This window comes from Roseibium aggregatum IAM 12614 (genome assembly GCF_000168975.1).
GTDB classification, from domain to species: Bacteria; Pseudomonadota; Alphaproteobacteria; order Rhizobiales; family Stappiaceae; genus Roseibium; species Roseibium aggregatum.
In genome coordinates, this window is record NZ_AAUW01000006.1 from 1 (window position 1) to 17,365 (window position 17,365).

19 protein-coding genes are annotated in these 17,365 nt (G+C 57.1%); 13 read left to right on the plus strand and 6 right to left on the minus strand.

Annotation, left to right across the window (positions count from 1 at the left end):
• Positions 1-117 precede the first annotated feature (117 nt).
• Together SIAM614_RS09130 and SIAM614_RS09135 are read left to right on the plus strand one after the other, a co-directional pair.
• Positions 118-609 (plus strand): hypothetical protein, encoded by a 492-nt coding sequence (locus tag SIAM614_RS09130; protein ID WP_006933845.1) that lies wholly within the window; start codon positions 118-120, stop codon positions 607-609.
• Positions 599-958: a hypothetical protein gene (locus SIAM614_RS09135; protein WP_006933847.1), complete on the plus strand. Its 360-nt coding sequence runs from the start codon at positions 599-601 to the stop codon at positions 956-958. The genes SIAM614_RS09130 and SIAM614_RS09135 overlap by 11 nt, the downstream gene beginning before the upstream one ends.
• Before the next feature lie 293 nt (positions 959-1,251).
• On the opposite strand, the gene SIAM614_RS09140 is transcribed toward SIAM614_RS09135, so the two are convergent.
• Complete coding sequence (locus SIAM614_RS09140; RefSeq protein WP_157139762.1) at positions 1,252-1,476, minus strand: hypothetical protein; 225 nt, start codon at positions 1,474-1,476, stop codon at positions 1,252-1,254.
• Positions 1,477-1,893: 417 nt separating this feature from the next.
• Between SIAM614_RS09140 and SIAM614_RS09145 the strand changes: the two genes are divergently transcribed.
• From SIAM614_RS09145 to SIAM614_RS09155, 4 genes are all read left to right on the plus strand, one after another.
• Positions 1,894-2,730, plus strand: coding sequence for a hypothetical protein (locus SIAM614_RS09145; RefSeq protein WP_157139763.1), 837 nt, complete (start codon positions 1,894-1,896; stop codon positions 2,728-2,730).
• 213 nt (positions 2,731-2,943) lie between these two features.
• A complete protein-coding gene (locus SIAM614_RS09150) occupies positions 2,944-3,762 on the plus strand; it encodes a nucleotidyltransferase domain-containing protein (protein ID WP_198137293.1) in 819 nt (272 codons plus the stop codon).
• 95 nt (positions 3,763-3,857) lie between these two features.
• Positions 3,858-4,391, plus strand: a complete 534-nt coding sequence (locus SIAM614_RS33520) for a Cap15 family cyclic dinucleotide receptor domain-containing protein (protein ID WP_198137294.1) — start codon at positions 3,858-3,860, stop codon at positions 4,389-4,391.
• A gap of 106 nt (positions 4,392-4,497) precedes the next feature.
• A complete protein-coding gene (locus SIAM614_RS09155) occupies positions 4,498-5,115 on the plus strand; it encodes a hypothetical protein (protein ID WP_006933856.1) in 618 nt (205 codons plus the stop codon).
• 34 nt (positions 5,116-5,149) lie between these two features.
• Here the strand turns inward: SIAM614_RS09155 and SIAM614_RS09160 are convergent, their stop codons facing one another.
• The 4 genes from SIAM614_RS09160 to SIAM614_RS09175 all read right to left on the minus strand — a co-directional run bounded on the left by SIAM614_RS09160 (position 5,150) and on the right by SIAM614_RS09175 (position 8,583).
• Complete coding sequence (locus SIAM614_RS09160; protein ID WP_229597955.1) at positions 5,150-6,397, minus strand: tyrosine-type recombinase/integrase; 1,248 nt, start codon at positions 6,395-6,397, stop codon at positions 5,150-5,152.
• Between the two features lie 310 nt (positions 6,398-6,707).
• Positions 6,708-7,277 (minus strand): LysE family translocator, encoded by a 570-nt coding sequence (locus SIAM614_RS09165; protein WP_050789358.1) that lies wholly within the window; start codon positions 7,275-7,277, stop codon positions 6,708-6,710.
• A gap of 30 nt (positions 7,278-7,307) precedes the next feature.
• A complete protein-coding gene (locus SIAM614_RS09170) occupies positions 7,308-7,709 on the minus strand; it encodes a DUF2000 domain-containing protein (RefSeq protein WP_040439753.1) in 402 nt (133 codons plus the stop codon).
• A 67-nt stretch (positions 7,710-7,776) separates the two neighbouring features.
• A complete protein-coding gene (locus tag SIAM614_RS09175) occupies positions 7,777-8,583 on the minus strand; it encodes an AraC family transcriptional regulator (protein WP_006933864.1) in 807 nt (268 codons plus the stop codon).
• A gap of 392 nt (positions 8,584-8,975) precedes the next feature.
• On the opposite strand from SIAM614_RS09175, the gene SIAM614_RS09180 reads away from it, so the two are divergent.
• Genes SIAM614_RS09180 through SIAM614_RS09205 form a run of 6 tightly spaced genes read left to right on the plus strand, consistent with a single transcriptional unit; the run spans position 8,976 to position 15,147 of the window.
• Positions 8,976-9,509: a GtrA domain-containing protein gene (locus SIAM614_RS09180; protein WP_157139764.1), complete on the plus strand. Its 534-nt coding sequence runs from the start codon at positions 8,976-8,978 to the stop codon at positions 9,507-9,509.
• 9 nt (positions 9,510-9,518) lie between these two features.
• Positions 9,519-10,307: a glycosyltransferase family 2 protein gene (locus tag SIAM614_RS09185; protein ID WP_006933868.1), complete on the plus strand. Its 789-nt coding sequence runs from the start codon at positions 9,519-9,521 to the stop codon at positions 10,305-10,307.
• A gap of 10 nt (positions 10,308-10,317) precedes the next feature.
• Positions 10,318-11,256 carry a lysylphosphatidylglycerol synthase domain-containing protein gene (locus SIAM614_RS09190; RefSeq protein WP_157139765.1) on the plus strand — a complete coding sequence of 313 codons (939 nt, stop codon included), beginning with the start codon at positions 10,318-10,320 and terminating at the stop codon, positions 11,254-11,256.
• On the plus strand, positions 11,253-12,725 hold the full coding sequence (locus SIAM614_RS09195) for a hypothetical protein (protein ID WP_006933872.1): 1,473 nt from the start codon (positions 11,253-11,255) through the stop codon (positions 12,723-12,725). Before SIAM614_RS09190 ends, SIAM614_RS09195 begins: the two co-directional genes overlap by 4 nt.
• The gene (locus SIAM614_RS09200) at positions 12,725-13,483 is read left to right on the plus strand and encodes a glycosyltransferase family 2 protein (protein ID WP_006933874.1); all 759 of its coding nucleotides are present in this window, start codon (positions 12,725-12,727) and stop codon (positions 13,481-13,483) included. Before SIAM614_RS09195 ends, SIAM614_RS09200 begins: the two co-directional genes overlap by 1 nt.
• On the plus strand, positions 13,480-15,147 hold the full coding sequence (locus SIAM614_RS09205; protein WP_006933876.1) for a hypothetical protein: 1,668 nt from the start codon (positions 13,480-13,482) through the stop codon (positions 15,145-15,147). Before SIAM614_RS09200 ends, SIAM614_RS09205 begins: the two co-directional genes overlap by 4 nt.
• 74 nt (positions 15,148-15,221) lie before the next feature.
• Here SIAM614_RS09205 and SIAM614_RS09210 read toward each other — a convergent pair whose 3' ends face one another.
• The gene (locus tag SIAM614_RS09210) at positions 15,222-15,599 is read right to left on the minus strand and encodes an HAD hydrolase family protein (RefSeq protein ID WP_040439755.1); all 378 of its coding nucleotides are present in this window, start codon (positions 15,597-15,599) and stop codon (positions 15,222-15,224) included.
• A 363-nt stretch (positions 15,600-15,962) separates the two neighbouring features.
• On the opposite strand from SIAM614_RS09210, the gene SIAM614_RS09215 reads away from it, so the two are divergent.
• Positions 15,963-17,333 carry an ABC transporter substrate-binding protein gene (locus tag SIAM614_RS09215; RefSeq protein WP_006933880.1) on the plus strand — a complete coding sequence of 457 codons (1,371 nt, stop codon included), beginning with the start codon at positions 15,963-15,965 and terminating at the stop codon, positions 17,331-17,333.
• Positions 17,334-17,365: the final 32 nt, after the last annotated feature.

A 17,365-nucleotide genomic window follows, 5' to 3' on the forward strand; every position in this document is an offset into this window, starting at 1 on the left:
TTAGGGACCGTACTAGGCGTTGCCGCCTTGCGGGTAATCCTGCCCCCGATCTGTCTGCGTTTTTTATGGTTGAACAATTGCGTTTCCGTTTCACTTGAGAGGTGGAAAGTGTGAACAATGACTGAAAACTCAAGCAATTCCGTACCTGAGACTGTCGGAATTTCGGTTCTTGCGGAAATTCTGGAAGTGACTGACCGGCAGGCTCGTAATCTCCTCAGCGATGCAGGTGTGAAACCTACGTCAAGGGGGAAGTGGCCTTTTGCAATGTCGGTTCGTTCGATCCTTCAGCATGCTCGGAAAAGCCGCGAAGACAGCGAGCTTTCCAAGGCCAAGGCGCGTGAAATTAATGCCCGTGCACGAAGGCATGAGCTGTCAATGGCAAAAGCTGAGCGGGAACTAATCCCGCTCGAAGACTTTGAAGTGGCCTTCGATGAGGTGCTTGCTGCGATGAGGAGCGAATTTGTTGGTCTTCCGGCCCGCCTCACACGTGATCGCACTGAACGCACTCGATTTAACGGAGAGGTTCACGCCTCGATGGCTCGGATCGCGGCCAAGCTTAAGGACCGAGCGGACATGCTGCGAGGAGGAGAGGTTGAGAATGACGACTGAGTGCCCTGCCAGGTTCTCCCCGGAGGAGGAGCGGAAATTGCTCGCGGCCCTGAATGCCGAGATCCCGACAAACGTCTCTGGACCGGCCCCTAGCTTGTCCGACCTGATGAGGTGGGTAAGTGAGATTTACCAGCGCTACGGGCGCTCTGAGCCCATTTCAAAGATCGCTGCATATCTGGCCGTGCTAGAGCCAGATGATGAGGAAGTGAAGCTCCGGCGGATTGTGAAGGGAACCCATATCTCAACCCGCGAGGTAGAAAAGGCACTGGACGTGCTTCTTGCGGACGGGTTTGTGGATATCCGTCCGGCGATCCGGGTTGAGGCAGTCAGATTGAAACTTCTCGTCTAGACACGCCGGAAATAAAATGACAGTATTTGTTTATGCATGTTATCACGGTCCATTACTGGACAACTTCCCTCGCCACAAAATGGCGAGGGATTTTTTTTGTAAAGTGGATTTTGGGAAGAAAAAAACGTGACATTCTGAAATGTCACGCTCTGCAAAGTATGTCACATTTTGATGTTAGGTGACTGAATTGGCTTGTGAAATGGCGACAAATTGAGATGTCACGCTATTTTATCGTTTCTAGATAAGTTTGTTTTTTACTTGGATTTATTCCAGCAAGAAGTGTGGATGCTGGCTTATCCTGCCGCCGATTGGATGTCCGATAGCAGGCTTGCCAGCACGAACGCGAGATAATCCTCGTCTTCGGTAGGGATGGGCCGGTGCGTGATGCCGAAGGTCCAGGCCACTCCCAGCGCCTTCAACGGCAGTTCCTCAACCGAGGTACAAGGCAGTGCCCGAAGGGCGTTGGCCTTTGCATTGAGCACTTCGCACAGATCGTCGCGTTCGTCTCCGGGCGTCATCGAAAGCCACTGAGCATGAAGGTCAGCAAACTCCCGACCGGCGGTCATTGTGGGGGATGTGTTAGAAGCGAGAGCCTCCCAATGCGCGTGCAAGGATACCGGCTTCTGTGCAGTGATGAGATGATAGATTTCATAACTCTTTCTCCAATCAAGCAATATCGGAATTATATTGAATAGAAGTAAGTTTACAATTTGGATTTACTAAAATTGAATAAGGTTTTAATCCAACTAAAATTTAAGAGTGCATAGAATTTTTCTTTATTTTAAGGCTGTGCATGAGCAATTCGTTGGATTTCGAGTTGGATTGGAGTTGGAAAAAATCCAACACAAAATCGTCTGCCGCAATCAAAGGTCTTGCGCGTGGAGGATTGGCTGGGCACGAGTGGAAGTGTGAGCTTCACCAACTTGGGTCGCACAATGGAAAAGACGCACATCAACATAGACTTTGTTGAACTTCAAAACGAAGCTTGCAAATCCGTTCGCAGGGCATCTGTTTTCATGGCTCTAGGGGTGAATGCAGCAACGAACCCAGGTTTCAATGAGTACCAACTTACGGAGACGCCAAAAATTCGTCTCGTTCCTTCGAACGTGACTGAGGAAACACTACGCCACTTTAAAAGCGAATTTCGAAATTGGATTGAAGCGGGGGCACTTCGAGAGCTCGCAGAGGGGTTTGCAACTTTTCTCGACAGGTTGCATTACATATTAAGATTGATCGAAGCCGCGGTTTCTGGGGTGGCCTCGCCACTTGACTATGCCAAAGATAGCCAATCGCGTTTCGAACGTGCTGGGACGCCAAACAAGCTAAATATTTTGCGACAGGTATTTGATGTTGGACCCAAACACGCTCATGAACTTCAATCCATAAGTAAGGCCCGAAACTGTTTATCCCATCGATGGGGGCGAGTTTCCGAAAGTGATGTTGGGCCGGACGGTACTCTCCTCGTTCAATGGCTGGGGATGGATTTTCTTGCCATTGAGCCAAACGGGACAGAACACCTTTTGGCAGATATGCCCGAGGAAGGAATTTTGCTGCCAGACGGTGCAACAATTGCTACTCGGGCCGTCGCGCGCAAGCGCTCGTTCGCACCCCGAAAAGTATTGTCGCTTTCATCGCGCGACTTGGCAGAGATTTGCTGGTTTTATCAGCATGAAATCAACGTGACCATTCAATCTGCAACCGAGTACGCAAGCCGCTCCGGTATTGAGATAAATCCCACTGATGGTTCCGCAGTGACGCCAGAGATCGACTAGAAAAGCTGATTTACGCCAATAGTCAGGCAAAACAGTTCATTTTGCCGGCGCAGGCAACACGAGCCAGTGTATTGGATGAGCAGGCATTTTTTAGATGTTGCTAGGTGTGGTATTAATTGAGTCGTTTCAACAACCTAACGTAGTCTAATGAATTATACTGAAGATCAATTCACAAGGTTCGCGGCTCCTCCGTCTAAGACGGAGCAGGATAAAATGGACAATGCGGAACGCGCTGTAAAAAATGCTATTTCGGGTAGTGACCAGCTTAAAGCGCGTAACATTCGAGTTTTTCCTCAGGGGTCATATCGCAATCGCGTCAATGTTCGGGGAGATAGCGACGTAGATATCGCCGTCGTTTGTAGTGACACCTTCTTTTGGGAGGGGCCTGAGGGAGCGACCCGCGAAACTCTTGGCATCACACCAGCGACATACCACTTTGATGTTTTTCGCAGCGAGCTAGAGACGGCGCTGGTCGATTACTTCGGGAGAGCGGCCGTAGATCCTGGGGACAAGGCATTTGATATCAAGGCCAACAGCTACCGGGTTGATGCGGATGTAGCTCCGTTCTTTGACCATTTCCGACACGCTGGTGACGGCTCCAAGATCAAAGGCGTTGAAATGCGTACGCGTGCCGGTAGGAGCATCATTAATTGGCCCGACCAGCACTATGAAAACGGTGTTTGGAAAAATGATCGCACGTCGCGTTCGTACAAAGGTTGCGTAAGAATTTTGAAGTCGCTGCGTTATGCAATGCTTAGCGACAACATCGCTTCAGCGGAGGGAACGTCAAGTTTCCTGATGGAATGCCTTATTTGGAATGTGCCAGACAAGGACTTAATGCAAGGTACTTGGGTCCAGTCGATGCGTGAGGCTCTTGTCTACTTGTTCAACAACACAATTAGGTTCGAAGATTGTTCTGAGTGGGGTGAGGTCAGTGAGCTGAAATATTTGTTCGGTGGCAATCAAGCTTGGACATGGGAAGGCACACATCGGTTCCTTTCGGATTGCTGGGATTATGTGGGTTACAGTTGATGCTAACGCGATCACAAATTAGCGCATTCCTCGGGCTTTCAGTCGTGTATTGGATTGGGTTACTTGCCTGGAGAGGTGTCCCACTAAGCTGGGAAATGCTGGCGCCATTTGGGTCGGTAGTGGGAGCTGTGTCGCTCACAATTTTTGTTTTCGACGTTTGGGCATGGAAATGGATTATTTTTCGAGGCTGGCTAATCAAGCGTCCAAATTTGCACGGTACTTGGAAAACTGAACTTCAAAGCGACTGGATTAATCCGGAAACAAATGAAGGTATTCCGACGATCCATTGTTTCATGGTGATTAGGCAAACAGCTTCGAAATTGAGCATCCGCTTGATCACGGAAGAGTCCAGATCTCAGACCGTTTCAGCCGGGGTCGAAGCATGCAGTGACGGCACATTCGAGGTTAGTTGCACTTATCGAAATAAGCCGCGGTCTGCCTTTAGATATCGAAGCGAAGTCCACTATGGTGCAATGCTTTTGTTGGCTGAGAGCGCCAATCCTCTAAGAATAGAGGGTGAATATTGGACTGATCGAAAAACGAGCGGGTCAGTTACACTTATGGACAGGAAACCGAAAACGCCTGTGACATTTGAAGAAGCGCAGGCGCTCTATAAGTCCGTTTGTTGATTTCGGTATGCCGCGAGAAGCTAAAGTTAGCTGCCAATTTTCTAAAACGCGCCGATACCCAGGAACTCTTTTTCGTTGTGTTTCACGTAACCGACACGGATAAAAAATGAAAAATATTGAGACGGGACTATTGGTCCTAACATCGGAAATTGCCACGGAAGAGGGACTTCTCCTGCATAAACGTCTGCGGTCAAATATCGATGTTGGAGAGCCTAATTGGTATGTCAGAAAATCGGCTGATCCGAGTGCCGGAGAGCAATTTATTCAACTCATTGGCAGTGCGAAAGTTTGGTTGCCGTTAACGGGGGCGGCAACTGCATTTTTTGCTGCGATTGGGAAACGTGCTGGGGACGCTCTTTGGGATAGAATTGCCGCTGCCTTAAATCAAAAGGAAGCAAGGCCACTTGCGGAAGTAAGCGAAGCACTAGCCAGCGCTGTTGAGAAGCATGGAAATTGTGAGCTTATTGTGGGACTTCCACTTCCGAACGAACATTTCGGAACTGTGTTAATAATATCAGACCATGATCCCAATAAGATCGCGTACAAATTGGGAAAATTTTCGCTCAATGTAGGCGAATTAACTACTGAAATGACGAGAGTAATAGAAATTGGAGAAGCGCCATGGGGGCGCGCGGTTATTTCAATCGAAGGAGACGATCTGGTTGTAAGATGGAAGTCGCAAAGAGATTATTCTGACCGCGAATTCCGAATACAGGGAGATTGACTGCATTCGATCTTGACGGATTTTGATGAATTTTTCAGGGCGTTATTCGAATGCTGACAACTTTTGTCGTCTCGCCTGACAAATACCGTTCCCACTCTTGCATCAGTTGGCGCCGCTTTTCGAGCGCCGTAGATCGGCGGTAGGCTCTTTCAACTTCGTCTCCCACCTTGTGTGCGAGCGCCGCTTCTGCGACCTCGCGTGGGAAGCTCGTCTTGTCACCTGCCCAATCCCGGAACGAAGACCGGAAGCCGTGTGCTGTGATGCCATCGCGGCTCATGCGCTTGAACAGCGATTTAAACACCATGTCCGAAAGCGGGCGACCCTTCTTCACGCCCGGAAACACAAACCCTTTCTTTCCTGACAGCGGGGCGACAGTATCGAGCACCGCGATCATTGCTGCGGTAAGCGGAACCTGATGGGGTTCGCCTGTTTTCATTCGGTCGCCCGGCACTGTCCAGACATTGCTTTTGAAATCGAATTCGGGCCATTCGGCGCCTCTGACCTCGCCCGAGCGCGATGCAGTGAGGATTAGAAATTCCAGCGCACTTGCGCTGACTGCCTCACGTTCCCGAAGTTCTGCCATGAAAGCCGGCAGTTCCTGATACGGAAGGGCAGAATGGTGTCCCCGTTGCAGCTTCTTTCGTTCAGAAAGAAGGTGCTCCAAATGCCCCTTCCATCGGGCGGGGTTTTCACCTCCCCTATGGCCTTTTACCTTGGCTGCATCGAGTACCTGTTCGACGCGTCCACGTAGACGTGATGCCGTCTCTTGCTTGGTAGTCCAAATCGGCTGCAACACCGACAGGATGTCTTCTGTCTCAATCGTATCGATGCGTTTTTTGCGCAATCTCTTGCAGTAGGCGTCTCCCAGGGTTTGCTCCCACTGGTAAAGGTGCTTCGCGTTGCGGAATTGGCTTTTGCGTCTCTCGATGAATTCATCTGCAAACTTGCCGAAGGTAGGGATTTCGTTGGCGGCGGCGTGAGCGGCTTCCGCCGCGCGGCGAACTTCTAATGGATTACGCGGAGGGTGCTCATCAAGCATCCGGCGGAAGTCCAACGCAAGATTGCGGGCGGCGGCGAGGGTAACGTCGTCTTTGTCGCCACCTGCTCGACCCAGGCCCATTTCCACCCGCCGCCCATCCCATCGGTAGACGAAGAGCCACGAACGGGCGTTTCCCTTGACCTGAAGATAGAGCCCACCACCATCTGCATGCCGACCGTCTTTCACCAGCGCCGTCGCCGCTTTGGGAGGAAGCAAATTCGTTGGGTTTTTTCTTCTTGCCACTTCTCTACCCCACCAACTACCCCACCATAACGTGGAGAAAGCCAAAAATACACAGCGACACTAGACGACAGTCGGAGCATTTATATAACTGATTTCAAAGGGTAGTGAAGATGCGCTGCGACACAGAAAGACAGTAGTTCGGTGGACCTTGGCTCCACCATTCCTCTTTCGGACAACTCCAGATAAATCTGCCTTATGCGCCAGAAGCATTGCTTCTGAACGATATGCCTATGCCGAAGCGGGCTTTGTCTGCGAGTGGTGCAAGCCGCTGCAGAGCGAGGCGAAGCTGCCTGAAGAACCGAAAGAGACTTCAAAAAAAAGTCTTGCCCAACATCCACGTCACCGCGACCACGAGTGCGAGTGCCATCGCACGATTGAACAAACGCATCCGGTTGGGCGTGATTTGAGCGCCACCCCAGGCCCACATGGCCAGGGATGTCCAACAGATTGCGCCGAAGAGCGCGGCGAACACCGCCAGTCCCGTGACGCGGTCGGTCAGCGGCAGCACGAAAGCCGAGAGGGACGAGACCACAGCAAGCCACGCTTTCGGGTTTAACCCCTGAACCAGCACCCCCGACCAGAAGCCTGGCGTACGGAGGAAGGTGGGGCGGTCCGTTACCCCGTCGTCCCGCAAGAGCCCCACTGCCATCCAGACCAGATACGTGCTGCCAATCACGATCATCGGGACTTGCAAAGCCGTGATCCACTCCGCCCCACGCAACAAGCCTGCGCCGAAGGTGATGAGAATGAAGAGAAAACTCGCAGTGGCACCAGTAACAAAGATCAGAGCCTGCCCCATCCCATAGCGTGCGCCGGTCATCGCTCCGATGATGTTGACCGGTCCGGGCGTTGCCGATGCAGCGACCGCAAAGCCTGACATGGCCAGAATTGTTTCCAACGTAGGCATGGGTCAGCGCAGCAGGGGCAGGCGGCCACAAATGCGATCGACCTTCTTTCTGGGCCCTCCAAGCAGGATCGCTTGCGGCGCATGGTCGGAGATTGGCCTCGACGCGATCCGGGCCGTGTAATCGTCATAGTCCTTCGCCTCGAAAGCGTCGCGCATGTAAGCCAACCGGACCGGTAGGTCCTCTGCGGCGAAGAACAGCGCAGGAAGATCGTCGGCAGGCGCCCCCAGGACCGGAAGGGCGGTGTTGGTAATACCGGGAAGGCAGACGCCGTCGTAGGTTGGCGTCTCGGCTCCGATGAGGTCCGGGCGAAGATGCCCAAGGCTCATCCCCAGAACGGCGGCGAAATTGGCTTTCACGCCGAGGGGGAGCTCCTGGGACAAAATAATAACAGGTTTGAATGACATGATCGCGCTCCTTTCGGAACGCTATTGGCATGGACGGGTCCGGGAGCGATTGGACAAAAGTGAACCATCAGTGCCGTCTCAGCGCGCCGGGTGTCACGCCATAATGGCGGCGAAACTGCCGGATCAGATGGGCCTGATCACAGAACCCTGCTTCGTGGGCTGCCTCAGCGGCGGGAACGCCATTCAGTAGCAACCGCTGCGCATGATCTACCCGGGCCTGGACGATCAGGGCGTGCGGCGTCATGCCGGTCGCGCGTCGGACACTTCGGATCAGATAGGACACGCTGAGATTGGCCTCGGCCGCCAAATCATCAAGGGTCAGAGGCTCGCCGGACTCGACCGCCGCCATCGCTCGTGCCCGCATCAGACCGACCGCCGCCGGTTCGCGGCCAGGAGAACGCAAGTCCGCTCTGCCATAGCGAGTGAACGCGACGGAGAGAACATCGTGAACAGCCTCTTCCACTGCCAGGTTCCGGTCAGCCGACGCTGGCATGTTCAGAAAACGGGCAAGGCCACCGAGCGCACGTGCCAGCCGAAGACCGTGATCCCGGGGAGCGACCTGGTTGAAGCCGCGCAGCTCTTTCAGGTCGAGGATGGCGCGCACCGCCTCTTCGGACGCATAGAGCATATGGTAACGCACGTGGTTGGTCGCGGCATGTCCGGTATGGGGCTCTTCGGGATTCATGAGCGACAGCGACCCCGCAGGAAGCGTCATGCTCTCACCGCGGCAGATGTAACCGCCAGCGCCAGCGGCGATGGCGCCTATGGCAAATCCTTCGTGCGCGTGCCGTGTGAAGGTCTGCCGACTGAACGAAGCCTCGAAGAGCTGAACCCCGTGATGCCAGCCGAGATGGTGATAGCGATTGCCCTGCATCACCGGAAAATAGCATCGTGGAATTGTCTTGGTAAGGTCTTGGAAGGGCTCTTTCCACCCGTTTGCCGCGCGCTGTTTGAACGGTAGCTTCGGGTGCAGCCGAAGCCCTTGAAAGGCAAATCTCACTGACAAAAGACGACATCACAGCTCGGCCTTGCAGGCGTGCTGACACCGGCCCGACAGGCCGACCCATTGTCAGATTCGCCGATTAACGGCATTGAAACAATTCAACGCTAGGGTTTCGCAGCGTGAGAGCGGGTCGTTTCGGTCGCTGAGTTCGGCGGAAACGGCTTCTTTGTTTTCAGGATGTGAACAGGTTTTTCCGATGCCGGCCGAGGGCAATTTCAGCACATGGATCGACCGTCATTCCCGTGCTTGCTGACGGTGGCTTCATGAAGCATATCGGGAGCGTATCCAACGTTGCGGAACGTGACGGCAAACAGAAGTCAGGGTCGTCTTCCTTGAACCGTTACAATGCAATCGCAAAGCGCTTCTCGGGGTTTGCCCTGATCTCCGGGATCGGCTGGTGCCTGGATTTCCTGACCATGGCGACGCTCACGCAGAGCGGGCTGCCCGTGTTCTGGGCGAATTTCATCGGTGCCTTCTGCGGTGTGACCTTCGTCTTCTTCGTTGCCGGAAAGCACATTTTCGAAAAGGCCGGCAACAGATCGACGGCAACTCTCCTGGTGCTCTACTGGATCTGGCAGGTTGTTGCCGTGACGGCCGCCTCTGCCCTGACGGCCGCATTGAGCTGGGTGCTGATGTCGCTGCTGGACGCCGCCGGCGGAACCGCTTTTGTGGCCGGGTTCGGTTTGAAGCCGGTGACCCTGTGCGGCATCACCGCCAAGATGCTGGTCACGCCGTTCACCCTTGTCGCGAATTTCTTCTTCATGCGGTTCCTGCTCGAACACCGCAAGTCAGATTGAGGGGCCTTCATGACCGGCCGCGTTCTTGTTTTCATTCCCTGCTACAATTGCGAAGCGCAGATCCCGCGTGTGCTGAAACAGCTTGAGGCACCTGAGGTGAAGGCTGTCGTCGATGGCGTCCTGTGTGTCGACAACCGCTCGACGGACGGCACGCGCGAGGCGGCCGAGGCCGGATTGGCGAAGCTCGGGTATGCCGAAACCGCCCTGCTGCACAACGACGACAACTACGGTCTCGGCGGGTCGCACAAGGTTGCGATCAACTTCGCGATGGTGAACGGCTACGACTATCTGGTCGTGCTGCATGGCGATGACCAGGGCTCGATTGCCGACCTGGTGCCGCATTTGGCGGCAGGCCGTCACAAGGATCTCGATTTCCTGATGGGTGCACGCTTCATGAAAGGCTCGAAGCTGGAGGGGTATTCTCTCCTGCGCACGGCGGCCAATCATGCCTTCAACCTGATCTTCTCGGCCATCAGCGGCCAACGTCTCTTCGACCTCGGCTCCGGGTTGAACCTGTTCCGGGTCGAGGCTTTCAGGTCCGGCTTTCACCTGAAATATGCCGACGACCTGACGTTCAATTATTACCTGATCCTGGGTGTCGTGCGGAACCGGTTCCGGCTGGCGTTCTTTCCGCTGACCTGGCGTGAAGACGACCAGATCTCCAACGCCAAGCTCAGCAAGATGGGGGTCCAGCTCCTGCGTATCGTCGGCTTGCGTCTGTTCCGGCCGACGGCTTTCTTTGCCGCCGATCACCGGCAGACACCGCGTGCCGCCTATCCCTCGACGCGGATTGCCTGAGGTGCGGGCTGTGCGCACATCTGGCCGATTGCGGAATGCCAGGCTGCCAGCGGGCCTTGCCCTGCATTATGCGGTCCTGTTCCTGCCGTTCGGCCTTGCGCTCTGGTGGCTGGTTGAGGAGGGGGTGGCCGAACTTGCCGGCAAACCCTGGCAGGCGCTTGTTCTTGCGGGGGGTATCTATCTCGCCTCCCACTGCGTGCGCGCCGTGCGTCTGGCGATCATGGCTTCGCGGCTGCTCGGCATATCCGGGCGCTCCAGCGCACTCCTGCACATGGTGACCAGCCCGGGCGCCCTTGTCATTCCGTTCAAGCTCGGCGAGATCCTGAGGCTGCATCAGCTCTGGTATCTGGGCAAAAGCTTTCCCGGGGCGCTGATCATCATTCTTCTGGAGCGGTTTTTCGACGGGCTGATGATCCTGGCGCTGCTTGGCATCGTCTATGCCTATCACGGCCCGCTGGCCACCGGCCCGATGGTTCTTCTGGCCGTAACCAGCGTTGCCGTGCTGGCAGGTCTTGTCGTCTTCGTGCTTGGGCCCGGCATCTTGCGGGCCGTGCAGCACTACGTGGTTCTGAACCACCGCAACCCGAATTCGCTGCGGCACCTTGGCCAGCTTGACGGTCTGCGCCAGATCACGACACGTGGGGCCGATCTTTTCCGCGTGCAGGGGCCCGTGCTGCTGGTCATGTCCATGGTCATCTGGGGCCTGGAGGCCCTGGCCGCAACGGTGCTGGCCCTAACCTCGGCCAACTTTGTCGGAACCAGCGGGATCGTGCTTCTGGCGGAGCGGGTGTTCGAAGGGCCCGTCGCCAGCTTCCAGGGGGCCGTCGGCACGTGGAGCAGCCTGTGTCTGCTGTCCCTTGCGCTGGTCTGGCCGCTTGCCATGTGGATCTACCTGCCGCGCGTGCGCAACGAACCGCTGCGTGCCCAGAACAGGACCGGTGTTTTATGACGAAAGCGCTTTCCGTAATTCTCGACGACCGGGATCCGCCGGCCGAAAGCGTGCGGGCCGCGCTTGGCGAAGTCCGGTTTTCCGACATCATGCGCCGCCGCCAGACCCTGGCGAAAGAACTCACGGCCATGTCGCTGGAGGCCGGAGCGGAATCGGTCGAACATCTGACGTCGCCGGACAGCGGTGTCGAACTTGCTGATCGCATCCGCGACCGGGGCGATGCGGCCATCTATCTGCGCGTGCCGCTTTGTCTGCCGCCGCTTGATCCGGAAGGCTTTTCGGTGCTGGTTCGCAAAGCCGGATACGCCCTGAAGACAATGCTGGCCACCCCGGTGATCGAAGACGAGGCCGTCGCCGTCCTGTTCCACACCGAAGCTGCATCGCTTCTGTGTGCGGACACGCCCGAGGCTCGTCGCCTGCTGCTGCTGTCGCTGCGCGATCGCACGGAGATCATCACCGATCACGCCCGGTTCATCGATATTCGCGAACCGCGCAACCTGATGCTGTTTCTGTCCGGCGCAACAGAACTGCGTCATTTCAATTCCGCCCGTGCGGAAGACAACGTCTTTCACAAGCAGTCCAGCGACATTGCAAAAATGCGCGCCGAGCACGGCTTCTTTCATGCTGCACCGCCGGAGTTGCAGCGGTTTCTGTTGCCGACCTTCGGCTTCTGGGAAGATGGCAAGCAGGCCGGCTACCGCATGGAGCATCTGGCGATCCCGGACGCGGCACTGCAATGGGTGCATCACTCCTTCACCGAAGGAGACTTCAGGGTCCTGCTCGATCAGATCTTCAACTATCTGAACGCGAGACCCACGGGAAAGAAAGACCGCGCCCGCGCGGAAACGCAGATACTGGAAAAGCTGGACAAGCGCCTCGCCGCGTTCCTGGAAACCGAGCGCGGCAGGCAGACCAACCAGATCCTGGAACGGGCAGGACCGCGCGGCGGTTTGTCCGATATGCTGGAGCAGGCACGCCCGTTCGTTCGCAAGGCGGTCGCCAGCACGGATCAACTGGTGTTTTCCCACGGCGATCCGTGCTTTTCCAACATCCTGTTCGACAGGCGGATCGGCCTGATGCGGCTGATCGATCCGCGTGGCGCCTTGTCCGCGAACGATGCGATGATGCATCCGCTCTATGACGTGGCCAAGATCAGCCACTCCATTCTGGGCAGCTACGACTATGTCAACAATGGCCTGTTCCGCGTCTATCTGAACAAGGATTTGAGGCTGGAGCTCGACTGGACGATTGCGCCCCCGGCGGATTGGGCCGAACGGCACTTCTGCGACAGGCTGGAGGCGGAAGGCCTCGACGTTGGCCATGTGCGTGCGGTCGAACTGTCGCTGTTCCTGTCCATGCTGCCGCTTCACACAGACCATCCGGACAAGCTTGTCGGCTTTGCGCTGATCGCGGCCTCGATCCTCGACCAGCTCGAAAGCGGGCAGAAACGCCAGAGAAAGGCAAGCTGATGAGCGGCATCGTCGCAATTACCATGGCCGGTCTCGGCAGCCGCTTCACCAAGGCGGGATACGAGCGGCCGAAATACGAGATCGAGGCGCTGGGCCGGCCGTTGTTCGACTGGTCCATGCTCTCTCTGGAGGCTTACCGGGAAGCCGGCTGGTCGTTCCGTTTTGCCGTGCGCAGCGGATTGAACGCGCCGGACTTCCTGACTGCCCGCTGCAAGGCGCTTGGCATCAAGGTCGACGGCATCGTCCAGCTTGACGAACTTACCGACGGCCAGGCGACGACGGCGCTGGAACTGGTGGCAACAGCATCTGAAAATCAGCCGCTCGCCATTTTCAACATCGATACCTATGTGGCGCCGGGAGCGATGGCGCCTGCCGATCCGGCGGAGTGCGCCGGGCATGTGCCGTGTTTCCCCGGACCGGGCAACGGCTGGTCCTTCGCGCGCACCGACGAGACCGGCCGCGTGGTGGAGCTGCGCGAGAAGGAGCGCATCTCCGATCATGCGACCGTCGGTCTCTACTGGTTTGACAGCGTCGCACGCTACCGGGACGTCTACACCCGGTTCTTCCGCGCCGCCGGAGAGGAAAAGGGCGAGCGCTACATCGCGCCGATGTACAACCAGATCATCGCGGACGGAGCGGATGTCACCATCAGCCAGCTTGCGTTCGAGGATGTCGGCATGCTCGGCACGCCGGAACAGCTGGAAGCCTTCATCGCATCCCCGCCGCCTTCCGCGGCAAAGTGGACGATTGCCAAATGATTGCCCTTTCGACCTATGCCTTCGCCATTCTGCTGTTTCCGGCACTCGTTGCGGTCTGGTACCTGCGCAAGGACTATGCCTCCGGCTTTGTCGGGCTGCTTTGCCTGGTCGGTGCCGCCGGACTGATCGTCGTCAGCGCCACGCTGCCGCATCTGTTCTTTGATCACGAACGCTACCTGCACGACCTCTGGACGGCCTTCGACACGGCCAACAAATCCGCCTACGGCCAGGCCTCGAGCGTCGATTATTTCAGCCCGATCGGCCCGGTCTACGACTGGGTCTTCCGGATCGCGACCGGTCTGCGCCAGGTGGATGCGACATCGGTTCCCCTGGCAAACGCCGTTTTCGCGCTGGGCACGCTGGTGCTTGCGCTCCTCACGCTGACGCGCCAGGTCAATTTCGGCACGCTCGGTCTTGTGGTGCTGATCGCCGTTGCCACGGTCGTGACGCCGCGCGAACCGGATATGATCTTCGCCCAGACCAGCATGAGCTGGCTTGCCCCCTACAATCGCTGGGCGGCGGCCCTGGCGGCTGTTGTCACGGTGGCCTTCTGCTGTCCACCCGGACGCAGGGGAATACCGGAAGCTTTTCTGCTTGGTGTCTCGATTGCCGTCATCTGCCTGATCAAGGTCACCTTCGGTGCGGCGCTGGTCGGATTGCTGGTTGCGGCAACAGTGTTCCGGAACGTTTCGATAAAACATGCCGTCATTGTTCTGCTTGGCCTTGCGGCCTCCCTTGCAGCGGCGGAGCTGGTCACCGGTCAGGTCACCGAGAACCTTGCGGACATCAAGACCGTCTCCGGATTTGCGAAGGAAGCCTGGCGCATCATCAAGCTGATCACCCAGCTTGGCGAAGCGGCCGTCTGGGCCATCGGCAGTGCCGTGCTTTATCTGCTGCTATGTGAAAACAGCTCTGAACGAAAACGCTTCACACCTGTCGTTCTGATCCTGGTTGCCGCCGCCATGGCCTGCGTCATTCTCATGCAGAACCACTGGCTGTCGGAAAGTCCGATCTACGCAGTGCTTCCGGTCATCGCCGCGCAGTGGGCCGGGCTGTTCCGCAAGGACGGGCTCGTGGAGCAGTCGGGGCAGGCAGCGTCGCAGGCCCTGACGCTCGACATCCTTTCGGTCCTGACCATCGCACTTGCCCTGATCTATCCGGTGCGCGATGGCGGGGCCATGGTCGCGCAGTTCCTGCAAAGCCGGCAATATCCGGCGGACGAACGGCTGGCCGGCACAGGACAGGCGGGCTTTGTCCTGCATCCGCGCTGGCATGAGCAGCCCGAGGAGGAAGTGACTGTCGACTACAACCGGATGCTGGACGGGTTCAACCTGCTGCGGCAAGCCGGTGCCGCGGAGCCGGAGGCTGGCCCAGTGCTGGCGCTCAACTTCGCCAATCCGTTTCCATCCCTTCTGAACAAGCCTTCGCCCGCCAGGGTGCCGATCTGGTTCCACAACGGCAGAACGTTCTCCAAGGAAATTCACCAGCCGGAAGAAGAGTTCTTCTCCGATGCGGAATTCGTGATCGTGGGCCATGGAGACCCGTCTGGAGAAATGCTCTGGGAAATCTATCAGCCCTATGTGCTGGAGCACTACCGGGAGGTTGCCACGAGCCCCTCGTGGACCGTCTACCGGAAGAAGGGGCCGGACGGCCAAAAGCTTTAACGCCGACCCAGAACCTTTCGCGCCGGCAAGGTGGCAGGGCCCGCAGGTCTCTGGCTGCGGACCCTGTTGAGGCGTCAGTTTTTCGGCGCGTTGCCGAGCAGGGAGTCGATTTCCGGTTTCGACAGGCGGACGAATTCGTCCGGCCGGATGGCGCGGTCGTCGACATAAAACCCCTCGTGCCCGCACCAGGGCTTGCCGACGAAGATCTCGTCATAGGGAATGTCGTGTTTCTGCAGCCATTCGATGATGATCGGCACGGTGTGCGCCGTGATCTTGCCGACGTTGTTTTCGTGCGTCCGCATGTTGCGTGCGGTCTGGATCACGATCTCGAAGCCCTGTTCCTTGTACTCCCGCAGCTTTTCGACAAGGGGCAGGTTCGGTGAGACGTTCCGGTAGTCGGAGGTGTCCGCAAGGGTCAGGGTTCCGTCCAGATCGATAACAAGGCGCTTAATGGGTTCAACTCCCCGCTGGTCCGGCTCCGCAGAGACCGGAGGATCATGAAATTGCCGTTCGGGGTGTTGCTATACCCAAAAATCATCAAGGCCGGGTAAAGCCCGCTCCCCCGTTTTGTCTTGCCCGGACTGTCTCTTCAGGTGGTGTCGGGTATGCTGTCGTCCTGCCGTCGTGATCCGCTTTTACACTCTGGCTGAAACCGGACCTGCCGCATGTCCCGGTCCGGAATTTCCGCAAGGCTGTCACATGCCCGTAATACCCGCCCGCTAGAACGCCGCTTGCACACGTGTGCAAGCGCATTTGTTCTTTCCAAGGCACTTCCGGGAGTGAGGTGCCCCAACACAGACAGCAGGCGAAATACGATGAGCATTCTTGTTTCCAAACTGCGCCAGTCCACAGCGGCTGCCGTCCTGGCACTCACAACCGCGGCTTTTGCCGGAGACGCTCTGGCCAAAGACCTCACCATCACCGTCTGGGCTGGTGGTTCCAACGACAGCGACGTCTACCGTCTCGATGCTATCGAGATGGCGGCCGACATCCTGTCCCGCGAATATGCGATCCGCGGCGAAGAGCTGAACATCAGCGTTGAAAAGAAACGCGACTTTGCCGGCTGGGACGAATTCAGGCAGGCCGTGACCCTGGCCGCCGAAGCAGGCAGCGCCCCGAACATCGTCGTGACCAGCCACCTGGACATCGCGCCCTGGAGCCAGTCGGGCCTGATCGTTCCGGTCGAGGATTATGTCGACATGGACACCTGGCCGATCAACAACATCTACGAAAACCTGCTCGATATCACGACCTATAACGGCGTCGTTTATGGTCTGCCTCAGGATGCGGAAAGCCGTCCGTTCTTCTTCTGGCGCGATACCATGAAGAAGATCGGCTACACCGACGAAGAGATCGACGCGCTCCCGGCAAAGGTGGAAGCTGGCGAATACACACTCCAGAACGTGCTGGAAGATGCCAAGAAAGCCGTCGACATGGAAATCGTCGAGGAAGGTTACGGCTTCTATCCGCGCGTTTCGAACGGTCCGGACTATGCCCAGTTCTACCAGTCGTTCGGCGGTGAGCTGATGGACAAGGAAACCGGTAAGCTGGTTCTGGACAAGCAGGCGATGACCGATTTCTACCAGTTCTTCGTGGACGCGGTGGAAGCAAAGGTGACCCGTAAGAACCACATCGGCACCGAGTGGGACCAGTGGTACGCGGAAGTGGCGTCCGGCAAGGCGGCCCTGTGGCACGGCGGCACCTGGCACTATGCCCGCTACACCGGCAAGGAAGGTCTGGACGATTTCTTCGGCAACATCCAGTTCACGCTCATCCCGGCAGGCAATGAAAACGGCCAGGCCAACACCATCACGCACCCGCTGGCCTACCTGCTCACCAAGCAGGACAACGAAGACGATATCGAGATCGCCGCACAGCTGATCAAGATTGCGTCCGAACCGCGCATCAACACGCTGCATGCCATCAAGTCTGCACACCTGGGCATTGCCAGGGAGCAGTCCAACATCGAGCTTTACGCCAACGACCGTTGGGCAGCCGAAGCAACCCGTCGCCTGCTGCCGTATGCCAATTCCCAGCCGAACAACCCGAACTACGGCAAGTTCTCCGAGATCATGTTCAAGGGTCTGGAAACGGCCTGGACCGGCACGAAATCTCCGGCTGACGCGGTTGCCGAAGTGGAAGCGGAAATGACGGCTGTGCTCGGTGACGACCTGATCGTCCGCTAAGCCATCCATCCTCCATCTGCCTTGCCGGGCGG

What these genes read in the sequence shown, in the direction of transcription:
- SIAM614_RS09135 (WP_006933847.1), top strand. Translation starts at nt 599, where the DNA reads ATGACGACTGAGTGCCCTGCCAGGTTCTCCCCGGAGGAGGAGCGGAAA.
- SIAM614_RS33520 (WP_198137294.1), top strand. Translation starts at nt 3,858, where the DNA reads ATGCTGGCGCCATTTGGGTCGGTAGTGGGAGCTGTGTCGCTCACAATT.
- SIAM614_RS09170 (WP_040439753.1), bottom strand. Translation starts at nt 7,709, where the DNA reads ATGTCATTCAAACCTGTTATTATTTTGTCCCAGGAGCTCCCCCTCGGC.
- SIAM614_RS09140 (WP_157139762.1), bottom strand. Translation starts at nt 1,476, where the DNA reads ATGACGCCCGGAGACGAACGCGACGATCTGTGCGAAGTGCTCAATGCA.
- SIAM614_RS09165 (WP_050789358.1), bottom strand. Translation starts at nt 7,277, where the DNA reads ATGTCAGGCTTTGCGGTCGCTGCATCGGCAACGCCCGGACCGGTCAAC.
- SIAM614_RS09150 (WP_198137293.1), top strand. Translation starts at nt 2,944, where the DNA reads ATGGACAATGCGGAACGCGCTGTAAAAAATGCTATTTCGGGTAGTGAC.
- SIAM614_RS09155 (WP_006933856.1), top strand. Translation starts at nt 4,498, where the DNA reads ATGAAAAATATTGAGACGGGACTATTGGTCCTAACATCGGAAATTGCC.
- SIAM614_RS09205 (WP_006933876.1), top strand. Translation starts at nt 13,480, where the DNA reads ATGATTGCCCTTTCGACCTATGCCTTCGCCATTCTGCTGTTTCCGGCA.
- SIAM614_RS09200 (WP_006933874.1), top strand. Translation starts at nt 12,725, where the DNA reads ATGAGCGGCATCGTCGCAATTACCATGGCCGGTCTCGGCAGCCGCTTC.
- SIAM614_RS09185 (WP_006933868.1), top strand. Translation starts at nt 9,519, where the DNA reads ATGACCGGCCGCGTTCTTGTTTTCATTCCCTGCTACAATTGCGAAGCG.
- SIAM614_RS09215 (WP_006933880.1), top strand. Translation starts at nt 15,963, where the DNA reads ATGAGCATTCTTGTTTCCAAACTGCGCCAGTCCACAGCGGCTGCCGTC.
- SIAM614_RS09145 (WP_157139763.1), top strand. Translation starts at nt 1,894, where the DNA reads ATGGAAAAGACGCACATCAACATAGACTTTGTTGAACTTCAAAACGAA.
- SIAM614_RS09130 (WP_006933845.1), top strand. Translation starts at nt 118, where the DNA reads ATGACTGAAAACTCAAGCAATTCCGTACCTGAGACTGTCGGAATTTCG.
- SIAM614_RS09175 (WP_006933864.1), bottom strand. Translation starts at nt 8,583, where the DNA reads ATGCAGGGCAATCGCTATCACCATCTCGGCTGGCATCACGGGGTTCAG.
- SIAM614_RS09180 (WP_157139764.1), top strand. Translation starts at nt 8,976, where the DNA reads ATGAAGCATATCGGGAGCGTATCCAACGTTGCGGAACGTGACGGCAAA.
- SIAM614_RS09195 (WP_006933872.1), top strand. Translation starts at nt 11,253, where the DNA reads ATGACGAAAGCGCTTTCCGTAATTCTCGACGACCGGGATCCGCCGGCC.